The sequence below is a fragment of the Nitrospirillum pindoramense genome (genome assembly GCF_007827955.1).
Taxonomy (GTDB): domain Bacteria; phylum Pseudomonadota; class Alphaproteobacteria; order Azospirillales; family Azospirillaceae; genus Nitrospirillum; species Nitrospirillum amazonense_B.
Genome location: NZ_VITR01000010.1, coordinates 262,188 through 285,446, shown reverse-complemented (window position 1 = coordinate 285,446; position 23,259 = coordinate 262,188). Strand labels below are relative to the sequence as shown.

Here is a 23,259-nt window from a genome sequence, read left to right as displayed (position 1 = left end):
GCCGATGCTGCCGGCGTTGGCCACGCCCACGCCGCCCGTCATGACCCCCAGGGTGCCCCCGAGAGTGCCCAGGGTGCCGTTGAGGATGGAGCCGACGGTGCCCAGGTTGCTCAAGGCCGCCGTGGCGCCCAGCAGCGCGCCGCTGTTGGTGAAGCTGCCCAGGCTACCCGTCGCCGCCACGTAGACCGCGTTGCCGGCGTTGATGGTGCCGCTGTTGCTGAGCGTTCCCAGCGTGCCGCCGATGTAGTCGTTCAGCCCGGCGACGACCAGGTTGGTGCCGCTGGTGGTGCCGGTCACGGCCAGGCCGGTCACGCCCCCCGCCGCCACGCTGGCGCCGGTGTAGTTGGAGCCGACGCCGCCCGTCACCAGGGTGGTGGAGCTGATCTGTCCCGCCAGGTAGTTGGCGGTACCGGACAGCGTGGCCACGACCGTGCCGCCGGTGATGCTGGCAGCACCGCTGACCGCCAGGCGACCCGTCCCGACATCCAGGGTGCCGGCCGTCTGGCTGTACTGGCCCGTGACGCTGATCAGTGTGCCCAGCCGCACCGAGGCGCCGATGTTGGACAGGGTGTTGCCGCCCAGGACGACCTGGTCGTTCAGCAGCAGGCTGCCCGAGGCCAGCACCACGTTGGCGTTGCTGGCCAGGGCGCCGACAGCGCCGGATTGGCCGGTCAGGGTGCCAATGGTGCCGCCCGTCCCGCCGACGATGGTCAGCGGGCCGCCGCCGGCATTGTTGATGGTTCCGGCGATGGTGCCGCTGTTCACCAGCGTGCCCAGGATGCTGCCGATGTAGAGCGCCTGCGAGCCGTTGATCAGGCCGCTGTTGACCAGGGTGCCGACCGACCCGCCGAAGGCCACGGCCACACTGACGCCGCTGATCGTGCCGCTGTTGACGACCGTGCCGTAGTTGCCCTGGCCCTGGACCCCGGTGCTGCCCGCGGCGATAACGCCGGTGTTGACCAGGGTGCCCACGCTGCCCTGATTGATGAAGGCATACCGGCCGTTCAGCAGGCCGCTGTTGGTGACGACGCCGACCGAGCCACCGTTGGTGACATGGATGCCGGTATTGGCGCTGATGGTGCCGGTGTTGGTGAGCGTGGCCAGCGTCCCGCCGACATAGTCGTTGTTGACGGCCAGCAGCAGGTCGACATTGCCGCCGATGGTGGCGATGGATGTGCCGGCGCTGAGCCCCGCCAACCCGCCCGTGACGGTGAGGGCCGCGCCGGTGTAGTTGGAGCCGGCGCCGCCCTGCACCAGGGTGTAGTTGCCCCCCGCCAGATAGTTGCCCGTGCTGGACAGGCTGGCGCTGATCTTGCCGCCGCCGATGCTGGCGACCCCGCTGACCACCAGTTGCCCGGTGCCGGGGTTGATCACCAGCGTGCCCGACGACTGGCTGTAGTTGCCGGTGATGCTGATGGCGGAGGCCAGGGTCAGCGTGGCCCCGGTGTTGGCCACCGTGTTGCCGCCGACATTGAGGGCGTCGCCCAGCGCCAGCGCGCCGCCGCTGAACACCACATTGTGCGACGGGCTGCTGATGATGCCGCCGGTCAACGTGCCCACCGTGCCGCCGCCGCCGCCGCCGATGGTGAGGTCGCCGCCGCCGTTGTTGGTGATGTTGCCGTTGATGACGCCGCTGTTGACCAGCGTGCCCAGGGTGGCGGTGCCCGACAGCATCAGGGCGCCGGTGCTGTTGAGGGTGCCCAGCAGCGTGCCGCTGTTGATCAGGGTGTCGATGCTGGAACTGGCGAAGACGCCGCCGTTGCGGCCCAGGACGCCGCTGTTGACCAGGGTGGCGATGACGGCGCCGTGCTGGTACAGGCCCAGGTTGCCGCCGATGCTGCCGCTGTTGACCAGGACGCCGATGGTGCCGGTGTTGTTGAGGGCGGTGTTGCCGCTGAGCAGGCCGCTATTGTTCAGCGTGGCGATGGTGCCGGTGTTCTCCAGGCCATAGCTGGCGCCGATGATGGTGCCGCTGTTGCCCAGGCTGCCGATCAACCCGATATTCTCCACGCCGGCGCCGCTGACGGTGGCGGCGATGGTGCCGCCGGCGTTCAGCAGCGTGGCGATGGTGCCGGTGTTGAAGACGGCGTCGCTGAAATGCGCGCCCGTGACACGGATGACGCCGCTGTTGGACAGCGTGCCGATGCTGCCGGCGTTGCGCACGCCCGCCGCCGTGGTGCTGCCGCCCACGCCCGCCAGGGTGCCGCTGTTGTTCAGCGTGCCCACCGTGCCGCCAAAGGTGACATAGGCCGCGTACAGCACGCCGCCGATGCTGCCGGTGTTGCCCAGGCTGGCCAAGCTGCCGCCGACGTAATCGTTCTGCGCCACGGCCACCAGGTTGGTGCCGCTCGTGCTGCCGCCCACGGCCAGGCCGAAGATGGCGCCGCTGGAGATGCTGACACCGGCGTAGTTCGACCCGACGCCGCCGGACACCAGCGTGGTGCCCGGGCCGGAGGCCAGGTAATTGCCCGTGCTGACGAAGTTGGTGGTGACGATGGTGCCGCCGGTCAGGGACGCGGCGCCGCTGACCGCCAACTGACCGGTGCCGTTGAGCGTCAGGGTGCCCGCGGTCTGGCTGTAATTACCGGTGATGCCCAAGACGGTGTTCAGCAGGACCGAGGCGCCGCTGTTGACCAAGGTGCCGGCACCGACATTGACCGCGTCATTCAAGGCCACGCTGCCCGAGGTGAGCGCGATGTTGGCCAGGGTGCTGACGATGGTGCCGCCGGAATAGGTGCCCGTGACCGTGCCGCCCGCCAGGGTCAGCACGTTGGTCGACAGGTTCACCAGGTTGCCGCTGATGAGGCCGCTGTTCACCACCTGGCCCAGCGTGCCGCCGGCCGCCACCTCCACCGCGATGGAGCCGGCGATGGTGCCGCTGTTGACCAGGGTTCCCAGGCTGCCCGTGCCGGCCACGTAGACCGCGCCCGTCTGGGCGCCGTTGTAGGACAGGGAGCCAGTGTTGTTGATGCTGCCCAGGCTGCCACCGACATAATCGTTGCCGACGACCGCAAGAAGGTTGTTGCCCGACACGCTGCCGGTCAGGCCCAGGCCGGTGATCCCGCCGCCGGCGACGACGGTGGTGTTGTAGGACGAACCGACGCCGCCGGCCACCAGCGTGACGTTGCTGCCGCCGGCCAGGTAGTTGCCGCTGGCGTTGAAGCCGCTGGACGTGACCGTGCCCACGGTGATGGCGGCGGCGCCACTGACCGTCAGGATGGCGCCGCTGCCCAGCAGCAGGGTGCCGGTGGCGCCTTGCGTGTAGTTGCCGGTGATGCTGACGCTGTTGGCCAACCGCAGCGAGGCGCCGCTATTGGCCACCGTCTGGCCGGTGGCGGTGATGTCGTCATTCAACAGCAGATTGCCGCCACTGAACACCAGGTTGGCACCAGTGCTGGTGATCCGGCCCTTGCCGATGCTGCCCAAACCGCCCCCGGCACCCGTCAGCACGCCCACCACCGTGCCCGCGCCACCGCCGATGGTGAGGGCGGTGGAGGCGCCGTTGAGGATGGAGCCGGCGATGGTGCCGCTGTTGGTGAAGGTGCCGATGGTGCCGCTGCTGCCCAGGCGCAGCGCGGTCTGGCCCTGGATCGTCCCGCTGTTGCTCAGGGTGCCGATCACACCCTCGTTGAAAAGGGCGGTGTGGACGCTGGCGGTGATGGTGCCGGCGTTCAGCAGCTGGGTGATGGTGCCGCCGGTGAAGTTGTCCAGGCCATAGACCTGGCCGCTGATCAGGCCGCCGACGCTGTTGGAGAGAGTGCCGATGGTCGCGGCGTTGAACAAGCCCGCCTGGCGGGAGAGGGTGAGGTCGGACACCGTGCCCGAGGCGGCGATGGTCCCAGCGTTGGACAAGGTATCGATGACGCTGGCCATGTTGGCGATGCCGGCAATCACGTTGAAGCCGGTGACGGTGTTGGCGCCGGAGACGGTGATCAGGCCGCTGTTGGCCAGCGTGCCGATGCTGCCGCCGTTCCGCACGCCGGCGACGACGTTGCTGGTGCCACTGGTGATGGCGCCGGTGGCAGTGATCGTGCCGCCCGCGGTGTTGGCCAGCGCGTTCAAGGTGCCGCTGTTCTGAACGCCAAACGCGGTGTGCGTGGAGGTACCTTGGATGGTGCCGCTGTTGCTGAGGCTGCCCAGGCTGCCGAAGTTGGCCACGCCCACGGCGGTGGTCGACCCGCTGCTGACGGAGCCCTGGATCAGGCCGGCATTGGTGATCGCGCCCATGGTGCCGTTGTTGGCGACACCGTAGGCGCCGGCGATGGTGCCGCCGGCCTGGTTGTTCACCAGGCTGATGATATTGCCGTTGTAGATGCCCGAGTTGGGCAGGCTGTCCAGAATCTGGCCGCTGTTGTCGATGGTGCCGATGACACCGCCGAAGTTGGCGATGCCGTTGCGGCCGGCGATCAGGCCGCTGTTGCTCAGCGTTCCGATGGTGGCCGCCAGGGTGCCGCTGGTCAGGAGATAGACGCCAAAGCCGTTGACCGCCTCGGCGTTCAGGGTGCCGGTGTTGGTCAGGTGGCCGATCGAGCCGGTGCTGGCCACCACCAGCGCAGCGGAAGCGGCGCTGATGCTGCTCAGCACGAGGGCGCCGCTGTTGGTGAAGGCCGCCGTCGTCGTTCCGAAATAGTCGTTCTGCACAGCCGCCGACAGGGTGTTGCCGGACACGGCGGCGCCCACTGCGAGGCCGGACACGCCCGAACGGACCACCGATACGTTGCCGCTGTTGATCGTGGCGTAGCTGGAGCCGGCGCCGCCTTCGACCAGGTTCTGGGACTCGCCGATGGTATGGTTGGCCAACGCGTTGAAGCTGCTGGTGACGATATAACCGTCGCTGATGGTGGCGCCGCCGGTGACCACCAGCTTGGCGCCCGCGTTCAGCGTCAGCGTGCCGTTGGCGTTGTTCTGCAGATAGCCGCCCGTCACGGTCTGGGCGTTCGCCAGCGTCAGGTTGGCGCCGGTGTTGTACAGCAGGTGGCTGCCGACGTTGACGTTGTCGTTGAGCAGCAGATTGCCGCCGCTCAGCACCACATTGCTATTGGTGTTGGTGATGGTGCCGATGCTGCCGCCGACGCCGGTGAACGTGCCGACGGTGGCGCCGCTGCCGCCGCGGATGTTCAGGTCGGCGCCGCCGTTGTTGGCGATATTGCCCTGGATGGTGCCGCTGTTGGACAGGGTGCCCAGGGTGCCGGCGCCGCTGATGTAAATCAGGGTCTGGACGCCGGCCTGGGCCGCCAGGACGGTGCCGCCGCCAATGGCGATGGACCCCAGGCTGTCACCGACATAATCGTTGAGGATGGTGCCCCACAGGCTGGTCCCCTGGGTATAGCCGCCCAGGGTGAGGCCGGTGATGCCGCTGTCGTAGGTGATGCTGGTGTAGCTGGACCCGACGCCGCCGGAGATGATGGGCGTGCCCCCCGCCGGGCCCTGCAGGTAGTGATAGGCGCCCGTGGCGCCAACGACCGTGTAGTTGGCGCCGTTGACCACGGCGGCGCCGCTGACGATCAGCTGCCCGCCGCCCAGGGCCGAAAGCTCCGCCAGCGTGCCGCCCGTCTGGCTGTAATTGCCGGTGACGCTGATGCCGGTGGTCAGGTACAGGTTGCCACCGCTGTTCACCAAGGTGTGGCCGGTGACGTTGACATGGTCGTTCAGCAGCACGTTGCCCGACAAGGTCACGTTGCTGGCGGTGTTCACGATGGAACCCGTGGCCGTGCCCGAGAGGCCGGTGAAGGTGCCGAAGCCGGCGCCGCTGGAACCCAGCAGCGTCAGGTCGCGGACGCTGTTGTTGATCAAATTACCCTGGATGACGCCGGTGTTCGACACGGCACCCAGCGTGCCGGTGGATGCGACGTAGACGGCCGAGGTGGAGGTCAGGGTGCCGGCGTTGGTGATCGTGCCGTAGGTGCCGGCGATATAATAGTTCTGCACCATGGCCAGCAGGTTGTTGCTGGTGGTGGTGCCCGTCACGTTGATGCCGGTGCCCGACCCCCGGACCACGCCGGTCAGCGTGCCATAGCTGAGGCTCAGGCCGCCGGCGGCGGAAACCAGGGTGATGGCCTCACCAACGGTGTGGTTCACGGTGGTCGTGAAGTTGCTGAGCACGGTGCCGGCGATGTTGGCCGCGCCGGAAATGGACAGCAGGTTGGTGCCCAGCGCCAGTGTGCCGGTGGCGGAGGTCTGGGCGAAGTTGCCCGTCAGGCTGATGGTCCCGAGCGTGCCGAAGGTCAGGTTGGCGCCGCTGTTGATGACGGTGTTGGTGCCGACGTTCAGGATATCGTTGATGCGCAGGTTGCCGGACGCCAGCACAACATTGCTGTTGGTGTTGTTGATGGTGCCGATGGAGTTGGAATAGCCGGTCAGGGTGCCGATGGTGGTCAGCGTGCCGCCGCGGATGGACAGGTCGTTAGCGCTGAGGTTGACGATATCGCCGCGGATGGTGCCGGTGTTGGTCAGTGTGCCCAGGGTGCCCGTGCTGGCGATGTACAGCGCCGTGGGATAGATGGTCGATATGCCGGCCAGCGCCGTGCTGCCGATGCTCACCGAGGCGACGGCGCCGCCCACGTAGTCCATGAGCGGGTTGTAATAGATCAGCGTCGTGCCGCTGGCGCCGATATTGGAGAAATGGGCGCCGGTGGGCGCCTGCACGGCGGCGAAGGCCGAGCCGAGGTTGGAAATGCCGGTGGGGGAATAGATCAGGCTGGCGGCCGTGCCGACGATGTAGTTGCCCGCACTGCTGAAGGACGGGACGATGGTGCCGGTGATCAGGGTCACGCGGCCCGTGACCGTGAGGCCGCTGGTGGTGAGGGTGTTGGTCGAGAGTGTGTTGTAATAGTTGCCGGTGATGGTGGAACCGGCGGCGATGGTCAGGTTGGTGCCCTGGCTGATCACCGTTCCGCTGCCGACGTTGATATTGTCGTTCAGCAGCAGGTTGCCGCCGGTGATCACGATGTTGCCCAGCGTGCTGATGATCGAGCCCTTGCCCGACGCGCCGGTGAAGGTGCCGAGCGTCGTGCCCGTGCCGCCCGTGATGCTCAAGGGGGTCGACGAATTGTTGACGACGTTGCCGATGATCACGCCGGCGTTGGACAAGGCGCCCAGATAGCCATTGTGCGTCACCGACGCATTGCCGGTCGTCTTCGCGATGACGATGCCGCCCTGGATGGTGCCGGTGTTGGCGTTCACCAAGCTGACGATCGAGCCGCCGGCACCGATGGAAACGCCGACGGTGCCGCTGATCATGCCCGAATTGGTCAGGGTGGAGAGGGTGGCGTCCTGGCCGACATGGCTGTGGTAGATGGCGGTGGGGCCGAAGCCGCCGTAGTTCCTAACCGCCACGCCCGGACCGGAATCGTTGAGGATGGTGCCGGAATTGCTGACCGAGCCCACCACGCCGAACACGTTCACGGCGCCGGTGCCGCCGCTGTTGCCCCTCAACATGCCGCTATTGATGATGGTGCCGACGGTGCTGATCGTCGTGATGACGTCGACGTCGATGGCGCCGCCAACCGAACTGTAGATGTAGCCGCTGTTGGTCAGCGTGCCGATGCTGGCGCCGGTCAGGTTCAAGGCGCTGTTGCCATTGGCCAGGATGGTGCCGGCGTTGGTGAAGCCGGCAACCTTCACGCCATTCATCATCCGGATGGCGCCGTAGCCGCCATCCGACCGGATGGTGCCGGCGGCGTTGTTCACGATGGAACCGATGGTGGTGTAGGCGCTGATGCCGTAGCTGATCGTGCCGCTGGTGGTGGTGTAGGTGGGGGTGCCCGTCAGGACAATGGCGGCGATGCCGCCCGCCGCGCCGGTGCCGCCGATGGTGTTGTTGTTGATCAGGGCGGTCAGGGTCTTGCCGCCCTGAATGCTGAAACCGGCGTAATTGCTGGTGCTGCCGGTGTTGTTGGCCACCAGCGTGCCGTTGTTGATGACCGTGCCCAGGGTGCCTGTCCAGACGAAGGACGTGCAGTTGGCGGCCGACCCGACGGTGGAGGTGGTGGAGAAGCTGCCGCAATTGGACGCTTGGGCGGGGCGTGGCGCGGCCAGGCCCGCGCTGATGGCCAATGCCGACGCGCCCAGCAGGATGACCTGTTGAGTCTTCTTGTTCCCGTGAGCGCGCGTGTTCGTGTACTTCGCCATGCCACCTGACTCCCAACCACTGGTTTGCGCATCGCCACGTCGGGAGACCAAGAAAGCGGCCTTTGGGATGCCGTTGGGGGAAACCGCCCCCACGCCCAAATCCGCTTTTTTCAGTCAGCCCAACCGTCGATTTGCCAGAAACCAAGGCTTCCCCGCCCCGGCCCGGACCTGCCCAAAGGAGGCAGGGTCGCTACCGTCTTCTGAGATAGATGGCCAATACCTGTCAATTGTATCTTCCGGGACTTCAACTATCGTGGTGGGTGCAAAAGTATTTGGTTAACGCTTCTTAACCATTATCTGATGTCACCGCTTATCACATTTAACATACGAGTTGCGCCGTTTTGGTGTGTTTTCGATATTTACCTCTCGATTCGCGCATCCTGGAATCGGTATATTGGCAAAAATACCGGAGTAGGCAGCGTCACATTTTATCGTTTCTTAACTTCTTCACCTTTCGGGTGACAGGGGACGCGCCGCGGCGGAATCCACATTTTTTTGATCAACCTATCCTGATGCGTTGGCTCGGGTTTGGAATGACGGTCACGGAACCGCCTATAACCGAGAACCAAAACGCATATTTTGCCCCTTAAGGTTGCGGCTTGGCGGCAAGGCGAGCGAATCTTGGGGTGGATGGTGCGCGCGCGGCGCAGATGACAGGGCAGGGTGGGTGGCGTAAGGTCCCGGCCGGCCGCGGGAGCCGCCCGTGGCCAGGCCAGTCGGGCCAGATCAATTGGGCCCAATAGTCGGGAGTGCCCCCAATGCCAGACGTCGGCGGTGAAAGCCGGGAGTTCACGCTGTTCCCCGTGGCCAAGGACGCCACCAGCTACCGCAAGCTGACCAGCGACCATGTGTCGACCACGACCTTCGACGGGGAAGAGGTTCTGAAGGTTGAGCCCGAGGGGCTGCGCCTGTTGGCCGAGCAGGCCTTCATCGACATCAATCACCTGCTGCGCCCCGGCCATCTGGCCCAGCTGCGCGCCATCCTCGATGATGCCGAGGCCTCGCCCAACGATCGCTTCGTGGCGCTCGATCTGCTGAAGAACGCGTCCATCGCCGCGTCCGGCATCCTGCCCATGTGCCAGGACACCGGCACCGCCATCGTCATGGGCAAGAAGGGCCGCCGCGTCTGGACCAAGGGCGGCGACGAAACCGCGCTGGGCAGCGGCGTGCTGGACGCCTACGCCAAGCGCAACCTGCGCTACAGCCAGGTGGCGCCCCTGTCCATGTATGAGGAAAAGAACACCCGCACCAACCTGCCCGCCCAGGTCGACATCTATGCCGAGGGCGAGGACGCCTATAAGTTCCTGTTCATGGCCAAGGGCGGCGGTTCGGCCAACAAGACCTTCCTGTTCCAGGCCACGCCCTCGGTGTTGGCGCCGGATCGGCTGCTGCCCTTCCTGGAAGAGAAGATCAAGTCGCTGGGCACCTCGGCCTGCCCACCTTATCACCTGGCCATCGTCATCGGCGGCACCAGCGCCGAGATGAACCTGAAAACGGTCAAGCTGGCCTCGGCCCGCTATTACGATGGTCTGCCCACCCAGGGCTCGGAAAGCGGCCATGCCTTCCGCGACCTGGAGATGGAGGCCGCCGTCCACAAGCTGAGCCAGACCATGGGCATCGGCGCGCAGTTCGGGGGCAAGTACTTCTGCCATGACGTGCGGGTCATCCGCCTGCCGCGCCACGGCGCTTCGCTGCCCATCGGTATCGGCGTGTCCTGCTCGGCCGACCGCCAGGCGCTGGCCAAGATCACCCGCGACGGCATCTTCCTGGAAGAGCTGGAGCACGATCCCGCCCGCTTCCTGCCGGAGATCGATGACAGCCAGTTGGCGGGCGAGGTGGTCAAGATCGACCTGACCCGGCCGATGTCCGAGATCCGCGAGACCTTGTCCCGTTATCCGATCCGTACCCGCGTCTCCCTGACCGGTCCGCTGATCGTGGCCCGCGACAGCGCCCATGCCCGCCTGCGTGCCGCGCTGGAGGCGGGGCAGCCCTTGCCGGACTATTTCAAGAACCACCCCATCTATTACGCCGGCCCGGCCAAGACGCCGACCGGCTACGCCTCCGGTTCCTTCGGTCCCACCACGGCCGGCCGCATGGACAGCTTCGTCGACCAGTTCCAGGCGGCGGGCGGCTCCTTCGTCATGTTGGCCAAGGGCAACCGCAGCCCGGCGGTGCGTGAGGCCTGCAAGAAGCACGGCGGATTCTATCTGGGTTCCATTGGCGGCGCCGCGGCCCGCCTGGCCCAGGATTGCATCAAGAAGGTTGAATGCATCGCCTTCGAGGATTTGGGCATGGAAGCCATTTGGCGTATTGAGGTTGAAGACTTCCCCGCCTTCATCGTCATTGACGACAAGGGCAACGACTTCTTCCAGGAATTCACCTGATTTCGATAGCGTATTCGTTATCAGGATGGCCTTTTGAAAAAGGAAGGCTGGCCCCATCGGGGCCGGCCTTCTTCATTTCCGTGACGCCATATCATCGGTGGACGTCGGAACCATCCCCGATAATTCGCAGTTCACATGCCGTTTACAGTCCAGCGCCCATATTTCGATTCGACTTTAGGCTTTTTTTAACTATGTGCCCTCTAGCCTGGTAATCGGATCGAAAGAGCGTTGAGGCGACCCATGTCCGGATTGTTGCGCCGCATCATCGACTGGTTCTCAGAGGAGCCGGAGCGCGCCGCCGGTGGGCGCGAACCCAGGGCCCCCGCTGGTTCCGGCAACCGGCGTGGCGCCCGACGCAATCCGGACGAAACCATGTTCCGCCAGCGGCTGAAGGCGGTGTTGGGCCCGCGCTCTTCCGCCGCGGCGGGATGCGTCCAGTTTGTCGGGCTTGACAGCCTCAAGGAGAGGCTGGGGTCCCGGTGGGGGGCCGTCCAGCCGCGGGTGCATGCCATGGTCGAGCGGCTGCTGCGCCAGACCCTGGGGGCGGGAGATGTTTATTACGGGTATGGCAGCGAAACCTACGTCATCGTCTTCGCCCGCTTGAACGCTCTCCAGGCCAGCCTGGTCTGCGCCAAGGTGGTGCAGGAACTGCAGCGCATGCTGCTGGGGGAGCCCGATTTGTCCAGCATCGTGGTCCGCACGGCGGCGCGGGAAGCTTCGGGCAATTTGATCCTCAAGCCCGAGCGATTGGCCGACCTGCTGGCAGATTTGGCGTCCCGCGCGGGTCCCTCGCCGGGGGATGCCTCCACGGAGGGGCCGATGACGGAAACCTCTGCCGCGCATCCCGATGGGGCCTCTCAGGCTTCCCCGCCCGCGGTGCCGTTCGCAGGCCAGGATGCTTCGGTGCGGGATGCTTCAGGGCCGCCTTCGACCGCATCCCTGTCGTCCGCGCCCCTGCCGTCCCTTTCTTCCGTGCAGACTCCTCTGTCGCAGGCGGCCGCGGCATTGGTGGAGCTGGGCCGGGGGACGGTCGCTACCACGCCCCCCCTCGGTGCCGACGATCCATGGCTGCATCTGCGTCCCGTGCTGGGGCCGCTGGAGTTTGCTTACCGACCGGTCTGGGACGTACGCGGACAGGCGTTGAGCCTCTATGTCGCCAGCCCCCGCCGCCAGCGGATCGGGGGGCGGCAATACGTGTATGGCTACGAGACCCTGACGGATGCCGCCGGTGGTGTCGTTTCCGCCGGAACCGCCAACGGCCTGCAAGAGATTCTGGACCTGGATCGCGAAACCCTGCGCCAGGCCGTCGACGCGTATCTGGAGCTGTATGATAATCGGTTCCGCTATTACCTGGCCTTGCCGGTGCATTTCGAGACGCTGGCGGGAACTGTCAGGCGCCGCGCTTACCTCGATCTTGCCGGCCATATCCCCGCCCATCTGCTGCCCTTCATCACCTATCAATTGATGGGCGTGCCCGATGGCGTTCCGCTGGGACGGCTGACGGAGCTGGTCAGCGCGTTGAAGCCGTTAGGGCGCGGCGTGACCGTCAGCGCCGACTTGGCGCCCCAGGCCTATGCCACCTTCGCCGCTGGCGGCGTCAAGGGTGTCGCCGTGTCCTTGGGGGCGGCGGTGCCCCGCGGGCGTCTGATCCCCGACCTGCATCTGGCGGCGGCCGAAGCCCGGCGCCGGGGCCTGCACCTGATGGCCGACGGCATCGATACGCCCGAAATGGAACGAATGGCGGAGGAGGCGGGCTGCGCCTTCATGATGGGCGACCTGATAGGCCCTTGGGTGGACGTGCCCGGCCATGCCAGCCGGTTGTCGCGCGCCGACGTGCTGGACCAGGGGCCTTCGCAGGAGCCGTGAACGGTCCGCAGCTTCCTGCCCTCGGCCGCCGGTGTTAAGCGACGTCGGCGGGGATCATCGCGTCGGCCAGGGCCTCCATGAACTCCTGAACATTCAGGGGCTTGGTCAGATATCGCCGGAATCCGGCGCGCAGACCTTTCTCTATTTCGCGGGGCAGGGCGTTGGCGCTCAGCGCCAGGACGGGGATGGCCCGCGTCTCCTCACGATCGCGAAGGCGGGCCAGCACGTCAAAGCCGCTCATGCCTGGCAGGTTGATGTCCAGCACGATGACATCGGGCCTATGGGCGATGGCCAGGCCCAGGCCCGTCACCGGGTCGGCCGCCACCAGCAGCTTGGTCCCCGGCACGGTTTCCATCAGGTCGCGCATCAGTTCGATGTTGGACGGGTTGTCCTCGACATAGACGATGGTGCGTTTCCCGGTCTGGGCCGGGGGAAGGCCGTCAGTAGCGGGGACGATCGGCTCGGCCGTCATGTCCAAGGCGCCGGGCAGGGTGATGGTGAAGGTGCTGCCTTCGCCCGGCACGCTGGCCACCTCGATGGTGCCGTTCATGGCGTCCAGCAGCCGACGCGTGATGGTCAAGCCGATGCCGGTGCCGGGAATGTCGCTGTACTCCTGGCCCAAACGGTTGAAGGGCTGGAACAAGTCGCCCAGCTTGTCGGTCGCGATGCCATTGCCGGTATCCCCCACGCTCAACGCCAGGCGGCCTCGTGTCGCCGCCGCGCCCAGGGTGATGCGCACGGTGCCGCCGGGTCGGTTGTACTTGATGGCGTTGGACGTCAGGTTGCTGATCACCTGGACCAGTCGGGTGCGGTCTGCCAGGACGGGTGGCGATGCCTCGGGCAAGGCGGTGACAATGGCCACCCGCGCCTTTTCCGCCACGGGCTGCAAGGTCGTCAGCACATCCTCCACCACCTGCCTGGGATCGACTGGCTCCAGCGACAGGGTCAAGTGGCCCGCCTCGATGCGCGCCAGATCCAGCACGTCGTCGATCAGGCGCAGCAGGTGGTTGCCATTCTTGATGATTTGCTGGACGCCCCGTTCCTGCTTGGGCGTCATCGGCTCCCGCGCCTTGTTGTAATCCATCAGCTGGGCGAAGCCTAAGACGGCGTTCAATGGGGTGCGCAATTCATGGCTCATGCTGGCCAGGAATTCGGATTTGGCCTGGTTGGCGGCTTCCGCCCGTACCCGGGCCGCCGCCAGGTCGCGGGTGCGCTCCGCAACCGCCTCTTCCAGCCCCTCGCGCGCCCGCAACAGTTCCTCCTCGGCACGGCGACGCTCCGTCACCTCCGCTTCCAGCGCGCGGTTCATGACCTTCAGCCGCTCCGCCTCGCGTTCGGTTGCGGCGTTCAGGCGCCGGTCGGCCAGGGCCGTCACCAATGCCAGCATGAGCAGGCCGTAGGTGGCGCCGGCCACGATGATGGCCAAGGGCCCGCGATCCACATCGGCGGGCGCGGGTGCCAGCGGGTCCAGGGTCAACACCGTGGCCGCCATGCCGGTGTAGTGGGTGCCGCAGATGGCGAAGCCCATGACGATGGCGGCCAGTGCGCGATGCCAACCTTGCTTCAAGCTGACCGACAGCATCAGGGCCACGGTGGCGGCACCCATGGCGATCAGGACCGATAGGGCGAAAAGGCCGGGGCGGTACGCCACCTGGCCAGGGACCTCCATCGCGGCCATGCCGGTGTAGTGCATGGCCGCGATCCCCAGCCCCACGCCCGCGCCGGCCACGGTGAACCGGCTGACGCTGGTGCGGCCGTGACGGACCGCCTCCATGCCCAGGGCGACGAAAAGGATGGCGGTCACCAGCGACGCCAGTGTCAGCCGCGGTTCCCAGGCCACAGGCACCGCCACCCGCAGGGCCAGCATTCCGATGAAATGCATGGACCAGATCCCGCCCCCCAAGGCGCAGGCGGCGCCGAGATGCCAGGCCAGGCGCGAGCGGCCGTTGGCGCCCACCATGCGCTCCGTCATGTTCAGGGCGACGAAGGAGGCGAAGACGGCGGTCAGGTAGGAGAGAAAAACCAGCCACGGCTCATGGCTGAAGGCGACGCCGGAATCATCGATGCTAAAGCACAAACCGGGGAAGACCACCCGCATAGACATGCCCCCAACGCCCGCGCGACGGTGTGTTTTGGCGTCCGACACAGCGATCTGGCGGTTTGACCGGAAAAACGCCCGGTGACTATACCATCGCGCCTGTAAGGCATCACCGTTCGAAATAGGGGCTCCGCCGGCGCCGCCCATAACGGCCATGCCCGGACGGATAGGGCGGGCCGGGAGCAGCCGGGGTGTTCAGATGGTCCAGCCCCGCGGTTTCTGAATCGGCTTGGCGTCAATCGCCCGGACCAGCCCCACCACGACACGCACGATGGCCCAGATGCTGCCGATGAACAGGATCATGAGTTCCATGCCCACGCCCCGCAGGGCCAGGGCGCCGATGCCGAACATGACGCAAATCCAGAAGGTGCGGATGGCGAAGGTCATGTGGCCTTCGTAAATGGTGCCGGCGAAATCAGGCCGCTTGATATAAGCCATGACCAAGCCCAGCGGGAACGCGCCCATCAAGTAAAGCAAATGGACAAGGATGGACCATAAACGGGCTTTGTCTTCCTGGGCGGAGGAGGAGGCGGGGGTGCCGGCAAAGCTCATCACGCGTTCCTTGGTATGTCACGGCTTCAGAATTGTCGATTTCAGAAAGTCATTGAGTAATATGGTTTTAAATATAAATCCTGGTTGGCGGCCAGGATGGCGTCTGGCGATCCGGAGTCGATGGTCAAGAGACGCCACCGGCGAAAGTCATATAGGGCAAACCCTCCCGTGCGCCACCTGATTTGGGAAATTTAATCGGAAATTATGGGTTAGGTTGCAATATTAATCTATTAACGGGTAATTTTTGTTTGCGTGCCCTCACTTCAGGACTGTAAATCGCACATTAATATATGGTCGCGCTGACGATAACCGTCACGGTTTGGGACCAGCGAAGGGCCAGGCATGGCCAGATGAAGGAAGGGATGAAGCCCATGATCGCAACCGCGCTGTGCGCCTACGGCCTGTCCGGCCGGGTGTTCCATGCTCCCCTTATCCAGGCCGAACCGGCCCTGTCGTTGCGCACCATCCTGCGCCGTTCGGGACCCGATGGGACGGAACCGGCGATGGCGCGCGTGGCGACTGATTTTCAGGCCATCCTGGACGACCCCGCGATTCAATTGGTGGTGGTCAACACCCCCAATGCCCTGCATTTTCCCATGGCCCGCGCGGCTCTCGCGGCGGGCAAGCACGTTGTCTTGGAAAAGCCCATGACCATCACGCTGGAAGAGGGCCGCCACCTCATGGGCCAGGCAAAGGCGGCGGGCCTGCTGCTGGCTGTCTTTCATAACAAGCGGCTGGACGCCGAATATCTGACCCTGGGCCGCCATCTGGCCGCCGGCGATCTGGGGCGCTTGGTCGAGGTCGAGTGGCACTACGACCGCTACCGCGCCCATGTCACCCACAAGGCATGGAAGGAGGATGAGGGGCCTGGTGCCGGCACTTGGTTCGACCTCGGCGTCCACTTGGTGGACGGCATGCTGCGCCAGTTCGGTCGGCCCCTGTCGGTCATGGCGGAGATGCGGTCCCTGCGCCGGCCGCAGGGGGCGACCGACTATTTCGACGTCCGTTTCCGTTATCCCGATCACCGGGTCATCCTGCGATCCAGCACGTATGTACGCGAACCCGGGCCGGTGCTGGTGGCCCACGGCGACAAGGGCTCGCTGGTCATTCCCAAGGGCGATGTTCAGGAAGGACAGATGGCGGCGGGGCTCAAGCCCGGCGACGCCGGCTGGGCCGTCGTCACCACGCCGGCCCTCTTGCATACCGAGCGTGATGGCGCCGTGGTGCGCGAGGCGGTGGCGCTGGAGGCCGGCCGGTACGAGAATTTCTATCGCAATGTGGCGGAGGCCTTGGCCGGCCGTGCGCCGTTGGCCTTCGGGCCAGAGCCGGCGTTCGAGGCGTTGACCCTGGTCCACCGCGCCATCGAGGCGGCGGGCCAGCCTGGGTTGTCCTGCGACATCGCTTACGAATAGGTCTGTAAAGTATTCATAATAAAAGAAGAAGGCCGGAACCGCCACTGGCGGCGCCGGCCTTGTCTTTACCTGCTGGCGGCAGATGGAGCGGCCGTTAGGCGATGTTCAGGCGAACGTCCAGGTTGCCGCGGGTGGCGTGGGAATAGGGGCACACGATGTGGGCCTGCTGCACCAGGCTGTTGGCGGTTTCGGCGTCGATGCCCGGCAGCGTGATAGTCAGGGCGACGTCCAAGCCAAAGCCGGTGCCATCCTCGCGGGGGCCGATACCCACCTGGGCGCTCACCGTGGCGTTGTCCGGAACCTTCACCTTGGCCTTGGCGGCGACGAACTTCAGCGCGCCCAGGAAGCAGGCGGAATAGCCGGCCGCGAACAACTGCTCGGGGTTGGTGCCATTGCCGCCGGCGCCGCCCAATTCCTTGGGCGTGGTCAGCTTGACGTCCAGAACGCCGTCGACGGACTTGGCCTGGCCCTCACGGCCGCCGGTGGCAGTAGCGGAAGTGGTGTAGAGGATGGGCATGATCATCTCCGTGGTTCAACTGGTTGGATCAACTTCGGGGGCCGGTCCCGCCGGGGTTCGGCTGGGGCATCGGCGCCGGTGAGGTGAGAATTGCGCGATAACAGATTGTGCACAATTCGTCAGTTGGCATGATCGCTATGCGCAAATAGATTGTGCGCAATCTGTCACGGAATGCTAGCCTGCCGCAAATCGTGCGTCCATTTCCCCGGGCGCCGCTGGAGAAGTGAGGGCGTCGTCATGGCCCAGGACCGACAGGACACCACGCGGCAAGGTATGGGACTGGCCGGGGCCGGCTCCTCCGATACGGCCGCCCTGCTGCGCAGTCAGCTGTGCTTCAGCATCTATTCCGCCGCCCACCTGTTCAACCGCACCTATAAACCGCTGCTGGACCGGCTGGGCCTGACCTATCCGCAGTACCTGGTGATGCTGGTGCTGTGGTCCGGGGACGGGCTGACGGTGAAGGCCATTGGTGAGCAGCTGGATCTGGATTCCGGCACCTTGACGCCCTTGCTGAAGCGGCTGGAGGCGGCGGGCCTTGTCAGTCGTCAGCGTGATCCGCAGAACGAGCGCCTGGTGCGCGTCACCCTGACCGAGGCCGGCCGCGCCTTGCAGGAGAACCTGGGCCCGGTGCAGGAGGCCATCCTGTGCGCCACCGGCCTTAACCTGGACGGGCTGAAGGCGTTGAAGGCGCAGGTGGATGAACTGCGCGCCGGCCTGGCGGCCAACCTGGGCCCGGCCGACCGGGATGGTTGAGGCCTAGCGACCCAACGCCTGCGCCATGTGGTCGAAAAACGCGCGGATGCGGGGGATGCGCTGGGCGTCGCGATGCACGCCGGCCCAGATTTCGCGCGGTGGGGCCGGCGTCGGCGTGTCCACGGCCATCAATCCGCGCGCCTGGGCCATGACATGGGGCAGGGCGGCCAGGCCCGCCCCACCGGCGCAGGCCACGGCTTGCAGGTCGCGGCTGTTGGTGCGCAGGGCCTGTCGGGCGTTCTGCGCCAGCGCCAGCAGCCAGGGCAGATCGGCCAAACCGCCGAAGCTTTCGTTCATCAGGATCAGACTATGGCCGGCGGCCCCCTGGGTGAAATCCGGTGCGCCATGGCGCGCCAGGTATGCCGGCGCCGCATAAAGGCCGAAGCCCACCATGGCCACCCGGCGTTGCACGATCTCGTTCTGGTCGAAGCGGTGGAAGCGGAAGGCCACGTCCGCTTCACGCCGGGTCAGGCTATACAGCCGGGCGTCAGTCACCAGCTCCACGGTGATGCCGGGGTGGGCGTTGTGCAAGCCCGCCAGCTGCGGGCCCAGCAGCCACTGCCCCACCCATTCCGGGGACGTGACGCGCACGGTGCCCTCAAGCCCCACGTCCAGGCCGGTGGCGGCCCGTTCCGCCGCCAGGGCCTCCGTCTCCATGCGCTCCGCCCCGGCCACCAGGCCGGTGCCCGCTTCGGTTGGGATATAGCCGGCCGGCGTGCGTTGGAACAGGCGGGTGCCCAGCCGGGTCTCCAACGTCTCCAGCCGCCGTCCCACCGTGGGCTGGCTGACGCCCAAGTGGCGGGCGGCGCCCGATAGGGTGCCGTGCCGGGCGATCGCCAGGAAATAGCGCAGATCGTCCCAATCCACCCGGACTTCTCCCATCGGTATCTGTTCATAATTGAATAATGTATCTTTAATCCTGTCAATTGATGATCAGAACGGAATAGGGAACCTTTGGGAAGTGTATGCCGCCGCTGACGGCGGCTCGAAACAAGCGAGGTTACTTCCCATGAAAGCCATCGGTTATTATCAGAACCAAGCCATCGACCAGGCCGACAGCCTGGTGGATCTGGAGGTTCCCACCCCCGTGGCCACCGGCCGGGACCTGCTGGTGCGGGTGGAGGCCGTCTCGGTCAACCCCGTGGATACCAAGGTTCGCCGCAACGCCGCCCCTGTCGAAGGCACCGCGCGTATCCTGGGCTGGGACGCCGCAGGCACGGTGGTGGCGGTCGGTCCGCAGGTGACCTTGTTCAAGATCGGTGACGCCGTGTTCTATGCCGGCGCGCTGGAGCGCCCCGGCACCAACGCCGAATTCCATCTGGTTGACGAGCGGCTGGTCGGTTCCAAACCCGCCAGCCTGACGGTGGCGGAGGCCGCGGCCCTGCCGCTGACCACCATCACCGCCTGGGAGATGCTGTTCGACCGCATGGGCGTGGCGCGGCTGCCGGCCGGCGCCGGCAATGACGGCACGGCCGGCGTGCTGCTGATCGTTGGCGGTGCGGGTGGCGTCGGCTCCATCGCCACGCAGTTAGCGCGTCAACTGACCGGCCTGACCGTCATCGCCACGGCCTCGCGTCCCGAGACGCGGGACTGGAGCCTGGCCATGGGGGCCCATCACGTCATCGACCACCGCCAGCCCCTGGAACCCCAGCTGCGGGCCATCGCGCCCGGCGGCGCTACCCATGTCATGAGCCTGACGGCGACGGAGCAGCACTTCCCCGCCCTTGCCGCCCTGATGGCGCCGCAGGGCAAGCTGGCCCTGATCGACGATCCGGTCCAGCTGGTAGACATCACCCTGCTGAAGCGCAAGAGCATCTCCCTGCATTGGGAGTTCATGTACACGCGCTCCATGTTCCAGACACCGGACATGATCGCCCAGCATGGGCTGCTGAGCGAGGTTGCGCGCCTGGTGGATGCGGGGGTGCTGCGCACGACGATGACCCAGGACCTTGGACGCATCAGCGCCGACAACCTGCGCAAGGCCCATGCCCTGGTTGAAAGCGGCGCTACCCGGGGCAAGCTGGTTCTATCCGGGTTCTGGGACCGTTGCCCGCCGCGTCCTTGACGGCTTCATTCTGGCCGGGCGGCGCTGGTCCGTCCGCCGCCCGGCGGAGTTGTGGCCGCCCCTCTGACGTCAGGCGGCCAGCCGCTGCCGCAGCCGGCGGTACAGCCGGATGGGCAGCGGGTAGCGGGATTCGGCCATCAGCGCCAGCGCGGCGGCGACCGGCGCGTCACCGTTCCAGGACGCGTCGCCCCAGCGCTCGTAAACGCGGGCGGCCAGGCGATGGGCCCGCAGCCGCACCAGGCGGATCAGGGCTACCTTGGCGCAGAGGGTCACCGTGTCCGGCCAGTCGCGCAGCAGCGGGTCGTTCACGGCCTGGTCCAGCAGGGCCAGAACCTTGGCTGGTTTACGATTGCTGCCGATGGTGTCGATGGCCGCCTGCCGTGCCGCCTGGTAGGCGGTGGGACGGGCCAGGTTGATCAAGCGGGTGATGCAATCATCGCCCGGCGCCACCACGACCGGCTGCTCCAGGGTCTCAGCCTGCCGCATGCCCAGCGTGGCCAGGGTTACCTTCATGTCGTCGCGCAGGGCATCCCGGTCCGTGGGGGTCAACATGAAGCCGGTGGTGGAATCCGTCGCTTCCACCAAGGTCAGCAGGGGGCGGATGTCCGCACCCTGCACGGCCAGGTTTTGCAGGGCCAGGCGCAAGGCGGCGGGAATGGCGGTGCCGGCCTCGCCGTTATCCATGCTGAGGCGCTGCAGAACACGGCGCAACGTCACGCCGGCCAGGACGGCCGCGGCGGCGTAGCAGGCTGACCGGGCGGCATCATTGTCGGTGTTATTGACCAGGATGGCCTTGAAATGCAGCGAGGTCATCAGGTTGCCGGGCTCACGCCGGGTGAATTCCTCGATGTCGACCGGGTTGGGCGGCACCATCAGGCTTTCCGGATCGTCCAGGTCGATGCCGAAGCGGGCGCGAACCTGCTCCACCATCCGCTTGAACACCTCCTGCGCCTCCTCGGGGAAACCGAAGTTGACCAATTCCTTGAACAGGCGATAGCGGAAGCCGTTCTCCAGCCTGTCGTACTTGGGCAGGCGCTCAGGCGTCAGGCGCCGGCGCAGGTATTCCCGCAGCAGGGCGCGGTCACAGCCGTCCTTCACCCCGGCGGGCAGCGGCACGCGTGAGGCATGGACGCGCAGAATGCCCGCGACGGGCGCCACGCTGACATGGGTGAAGCCCGCCGCGCGCAGCGCCGTTTCCATAGAGGCGGCGGTGAACAGGGTCATGTGCGAGCCGGGGCTGATGATGGGCCACATCATGGAAACCGGCGTTTCCGGCTTCAGCACACCGCCGTCCGGTGTCGTCAGGACCAGGATGCCCGTGTCGTTCAGGCCCCGGCTAAGCGTTTTCAGCAAGGGGACAGGATTTGGCACATGCTCCAGCAATTCGAAGGCGGCCACCACGTCATAGGTGACGGGCAGGGGGGTGTCTTCGGTGAAATAGTCCGGAACGATGTCCAGGCCCAGCCATTGGCGGCCCAGTTCCGACGCGCGGGAAGGGTCGTAGCCCTTGGCTTTCCAGCCCAGCGCCACCTCGACATAGTCGCTGATGAAGCCGATGTTGGCACCGATGTCCAGCAGACGGCCCTCACCCGGCTTCAGCCAGCCCATGGGCTCCAGCATCACGTCCAGGCCTGCGCCCATTTCCAGGTACAGGTCCGTGGCGGCGATGAAGATGCCGGTGTCGTGGCTGTAGTCGCCGACCGTTCGGTCGGTGGAGAAACGGACGGTGCATCGCTGGCAGCACAACAGCACCCAGTCTGGATCGTGCGGTCCCCCCCAGGGAACGGTCAGGGTCGGCGCATGGGGGCCGGCGTCGCCACAGACCGGGCAAGGGGCCGCGATGGTCGGGGCGTCGGCGGAGGGCCAGCGGATGTCCATGCGAGATGATTCCCGTGCTGAAAGGCGGCGCCCCGGTTCCCTGGCGCGGATCGGCTTCGGTTGTGCCCGAGCGCCGGCGGACTTGTCCAGCGCCAACCCGAACTGGCGCCAACCCAAACTGGTGCCAACCCCGCGGAGAATGCCGGTGGTGGACAAGCCGGCGCCCCATCCCCAACAATGCCGCGCCGTCCCGGTCCGGCGCCCGGGATGCTGAGGACTGGGCCGGGCGGCGGAGGCAGTCAGGGGTAAGTGGACGGGCATGTTTCGCGTATTGATGCTGCACAAGGATTTTCCGGGACAGTTCCGCCCCCTGGCCCGGTCGCTGATGGCCGACGCGCGTGTGGAACTGCGCGGCATGGGGCAGCGGGAGGAGGCGGTCGTCTCCGGATTGCGACCCCACCTTTACCAGGATATGCCCGCCGTGGACCCGGGCACCCACCCCTACCTGGGCAACGCCGCCGACTACATCATCCGGGGGCAGTGCGCCCTGCGGGATGCGGTGGGGATGGCGCAGCAGGGGTATCGTCCCGACCTGATCGTCGGTCATTGCGGCTTCGGCGACACCCTGTACCTCAAGGACCTGTGGCCGGACGTGCCGCTCGTCGGATACTTTGAATATTACTACCACGGCCGTGGCGCGGACGTCGGTTTCGATCCGCTATACCCCGTCACCCTGGACGACCTGGCCCGGGTGCGTACCTTGAACGTCGTCAATCTGCTGGGGCTTGAGGCTGCGGATCTGGGTGTTTGTCCCACCGAATGGCAACGCGCCTTGCATCCGGCGCCGTTCCGCGATCGGTTGCGGGTAATGCATGAGGGCATCGACACGGATCTCGCCCGCCCGGGACCCGTGCCGGCCTTCTCGCTGCCCGACGGCACCCTCCTCCGGCAGGGGGATGAGGTCATCACCTATGCCGCCCGCGACCTGGAGCCCTATCGCGGCTTTCACGTCTTCATGCGCGCCCTGCCGGAAATCCTGCGCCGCCGCCCGGCAGCTCAGGTGGTGGTGGCCGGCGGGGATGGTGTCAGCTATGGCCCGCCACCCCCCGGCGGGGGGGCTTGGCGCGATCATTTGATGGCGGAAGTTGGGCCGTCACTCGATTCGGGACGGGTCCATTTCCTGGGACCTGTGGACCATGGCCGCTTCCTGGACCTGATGCGTCTGTCCAGCGCCCATGTCTACCTGACCTATCCGTTCGTGTTGTCCTGGTCCATGCTGGAAGCCATGGCCTGTGGCGCGGTTGTCGTCGCCTCGGCCACCCCGCCGGTGGAGGAGGTGGTGCGGGACGGGGTGAACGGCCTGTTGTTCCCCTTTTTCGATACGGCGCTGCTGGCGGACCGGGTGGTGGAGGCGTTGGGGCGCCAGCCCCAATCAGCGGTGCTGCGCCGCCAGGCGCGGGAAACCGTCGTTTCGCGATTCGACGCCCGTTCGCGCGCCGTTCCCGCCTGGCGTCAGGCCCTCTCCCAGTTTGGCTGCCCTATGCTGCCAGCGGTTTAATTCCTTGTTTCATTTAAATGACGCATTAACCGGCGAGAAAATCCAAGGGGGCCATATGTAGAATTTGCCGTTTCTTTTATGAGTGCGCTAAGGTCGCGCGCAAAGG

At 66.2% G+C, this 23,259-nt stretch carries 12 protein-coding genes; 6 read left to right on the top strand and 6 right to left on the bottom strand.

Annotated elements, in window-relative coordinates; translation table 11 throughout:
• The coding region (locus FBZ90_RS18160) for a hypothetical protein (protein WP_145734291.1) at window positions 1–8,130 on the bottom strand (8,130 nt) is incomplete at its 3' end.
• 758 nt (window positions 8,131–8,888) lie between these two features.
• On the opposite strand from FBZ90_RS18160, the gene FBZ90_RS18155 reads away from it, so the two are divergent.
• Both FBZ90_RS18155 and FBZ90_RS18150 read left to right on the top strand, forming a co-directional pair.
• Entirely contained in the window at window positions 8,889–10,514 is a 1,626-nt protein-coding gene (locus FBZ90_RS18155) for a fumarate hydratase (RefSeq protein ID WP_145734289.1), read from the top strand.
• Between the two features lie 240 nt (window positions 10,515–10,754).
• Window positions 10,755–12,380: an EAL domain-containing protein gene (locus FBZ90_RS18150; protein ID WP_145734287.1), complete on the top strand. Its 1,626-nt coding sequence runs from the start codon at window positions 10,755–10,757 to the stop codon at window positions 12,378–12,380.
• Between the two features lie 34 nt (window positions 12,381–12,414).
• Here the strand turns inward: FBZ90_RS18150 and FBZ90_RS18145 are convergent, their stop codons facing one another.
• Together FBZ90_RS18145 and FBZ90_RS18140 are read right to left on the bottom strand one after the other, a co-directional pair.
• On the bottom strand, window positions 12,415–14,484 hold the full coding sequence (locus FBZ90_RS18145; protein ID WP_186455890.1) for an MHYT domain-containing protein: 2,070 nt from the start codon (window positions 14,482–14,484) through the stop codon (window positions 12,415–12,417).
• 189 nt (window positions 14,485–14,673) lie between these two features.
• Complete coding sequence (locus FBZ90_RS18140) at window positions 14,674–15,030, bottom strand: DUF4870 family protein (protein ID WP_145734284.1); 357 nt, start codon at window positions 15,028–15,030, stop codon at window positions 14,674–14,676.
• 371 nt (window positions 15,031–15,401) lie between these two features.
• On the opposite strand from FBZ90_RS18140, the gene FBZ90_RS18135 reads away from it, so the two are divergent.
• On the top strand, window positions 15,402–16,442 hold the full coding sequence (locus tag FBZ90_RS18135; RefSeq protein ID WP_186455889.1) for a Gfo/Idh/MocA family oxidoreductase: 1,041 nt from the start codon (window positions 15,402–15,404) through the stop codon (window positions 16,440–16,442).
• Between the two features lie 94 nt (window positions 16,443–16,536).
• Here the strand turns inward: FBZ90_RS18135 and FBZ90_RS18130 are convergent, their stop codons facing one another.
• The gene (locus FBZ90_RS18130; RefSeq protein WP_145734280.1) at window positions 16,537–16,959 is read right to left on the bottom strand and encodes an organic hydroperoxide resistance protein; all 423 of its coding nucleotides are present in this window, start codon (window positions 16,957–16,959) and stop codon (window positions 16,537–16,539) included.
• Window positions 16,960–17,196: 237 nt separating this feature from the next.
• On the opposite strand from FBZ90_RS18130, the gene FBZ90_RS18125 reads away from it, so the two are divergent.
• Window positions 17,197–17,712 (top strand): MarR family winged helix-turn-helix transcriptional regulator, encoded by a 516-nt coding sequence (locus FBZ90_RS18125; protein ID WP_338121734.1) that lies wholly within the window; start codon window positions 17,197–17,199, stop codon window positions 17,710–17,712.
• Between the two features lie 3 nt (window positions 17,713–17,715).
• On the opposite strand, the gene FBZ90_RS18120 is transcribed toward FBZ90_RS18125, so the two are convergent.
• Entirely contained in the window at window positions 17,716–18,594 is an 879-nt protein-coding gene (locus FBZ90_RS18120; protein WP_145734278.1) for a LysR family transcriptional regulator, read from the bottom strand.
• Between the two features lie 127 nt (window positions 18,595–18,721).
• On the opposite strand from FBZ90_RS18120, the gene FBZ90_RS18115 reads away from it, so the two are divergent.
• Window positions 18,722–19,777 carry a zinc-binding alcohol dehydrogenase family protein gene (locus FBZ90_RS18115; protein ID WP_145734276.1) on the top strand — a complete coding sequence of 352 codons (1,056 nt, stop codon included), beginning with the start codon at window positions 18,722–18,724 and terminating at the stop codon, window positions 19,775–19,777.
• Window positions 19,778–19,846: 69 nt separating this feature from the next.
• Here the strand turns inward: FBZ90_RS18115 and FBZ90_RS18110 are convergent, their stop codons facing one another.
• A complete protein-coding gene (locus FBZ90_RS18110; RefSeq protein WP_186455888.1) occupies window positions 19,847–21,655 on the bottom strand; it encodes a class I SAM-dependent methyltransferase in 1,809 nt (602 codons plus the stop codon).
• A 259-nt stretch (window positions 21,656–21,914) separates the two neighbouring features.
• Here FBZ90_RS18110 and FBZ90_RS18105 point away from each other — a divergent pair, with 259 nt between their 5' ends.
• A complete protein-coding gene (locus FBZ90_RS18105; RefSeq protein WP_145734272.1) occupies window positions 21,915–23,153 on the top strand; it encodes a glycosyltransferase in 1,239 nt (412 codons plus the stop codon).
• The last annotated feature ends 106 nt before the right edge of the window (window positions 23,154–23,259 follow it).

Coding starts and splice junctions, on each gene's coding strand:
- FBZ90_RS18155 (WP_145734289.1), top strand. CDS start 8,889: ATGCCAGACGTCGGCGGTGAAAGCCGGGAGTTCACGCTGTTCCCCGTG.
- FBZ90_RS18150 (WP_145734287.1), top strand. CDS start 10,755: ATGTCCGGATTGTTGCGCCGCATCATCGACTGGTTCTCAGAGGAGCCG.
- FBZ90_RS18145 (WP_186455890.1), bottom strand. CDS start 14,484: ATGTCTATGCGGGTGGTCTTCCCCGGTTTGTGCTTTAGCATCGATGAT.
- FBZ90_RS18140 (WP_145734284.1), bottom strand. CDS start 15,030: ATGAGCTTTGCCGGCACCCCCGCCTCCTCCTCCGCCCAGGAAGACAAA.
- FBZ90_RS18135 (WP_186455889.1), top strand. CDS start 15,402: ATGATCGCAACCGCGCTGTGCGCCTACGGCCTGTCCGGCCGGGTGTTC.
- FBZ90_RS18130 (WP_145734280.1), bottom strand. CDS start 16,959: ATGCCCATCCTCTACACCACTTCCGCTACTGCCACCGGCGGCCGTGAG.
- FBZ90_RS18125 (WP_338121734.1), top strand. CDS start 17,197: ATGGCCCAGGACCGACAGGACACCACGCGGCAAGGTATGGGACTGGCC.
- FBZ90_RS18120 (WP_145734278.1), bottom strand. CDS start 18,594: ATGGGAGAAGTCCGGGTGGATTGGGACGATCTGCGCTATTTCCTGGCG.
- FBZ90_RS18115 (WP_145734276.1), top strand. CDS start 18,722: ATGAAAGCCATCGGTTATTATCAGAACCAAGCCATCGACCAGGCCGAC.
- FBZ90_RS18110 (WP_186455888.1), bottom strand. CDS start 21,655: ATGGACATCCGCTGGCCCTCCGCCGACGCCCCGACCATCGCGGCCCCT.
- FBZ90_RS18105 (WP_145734272.1), top strand. CDS start 21,915: ATGTTTCGCGTATTGATGCTGCACAAGGATTTTCCGGGACAGTTCCGC.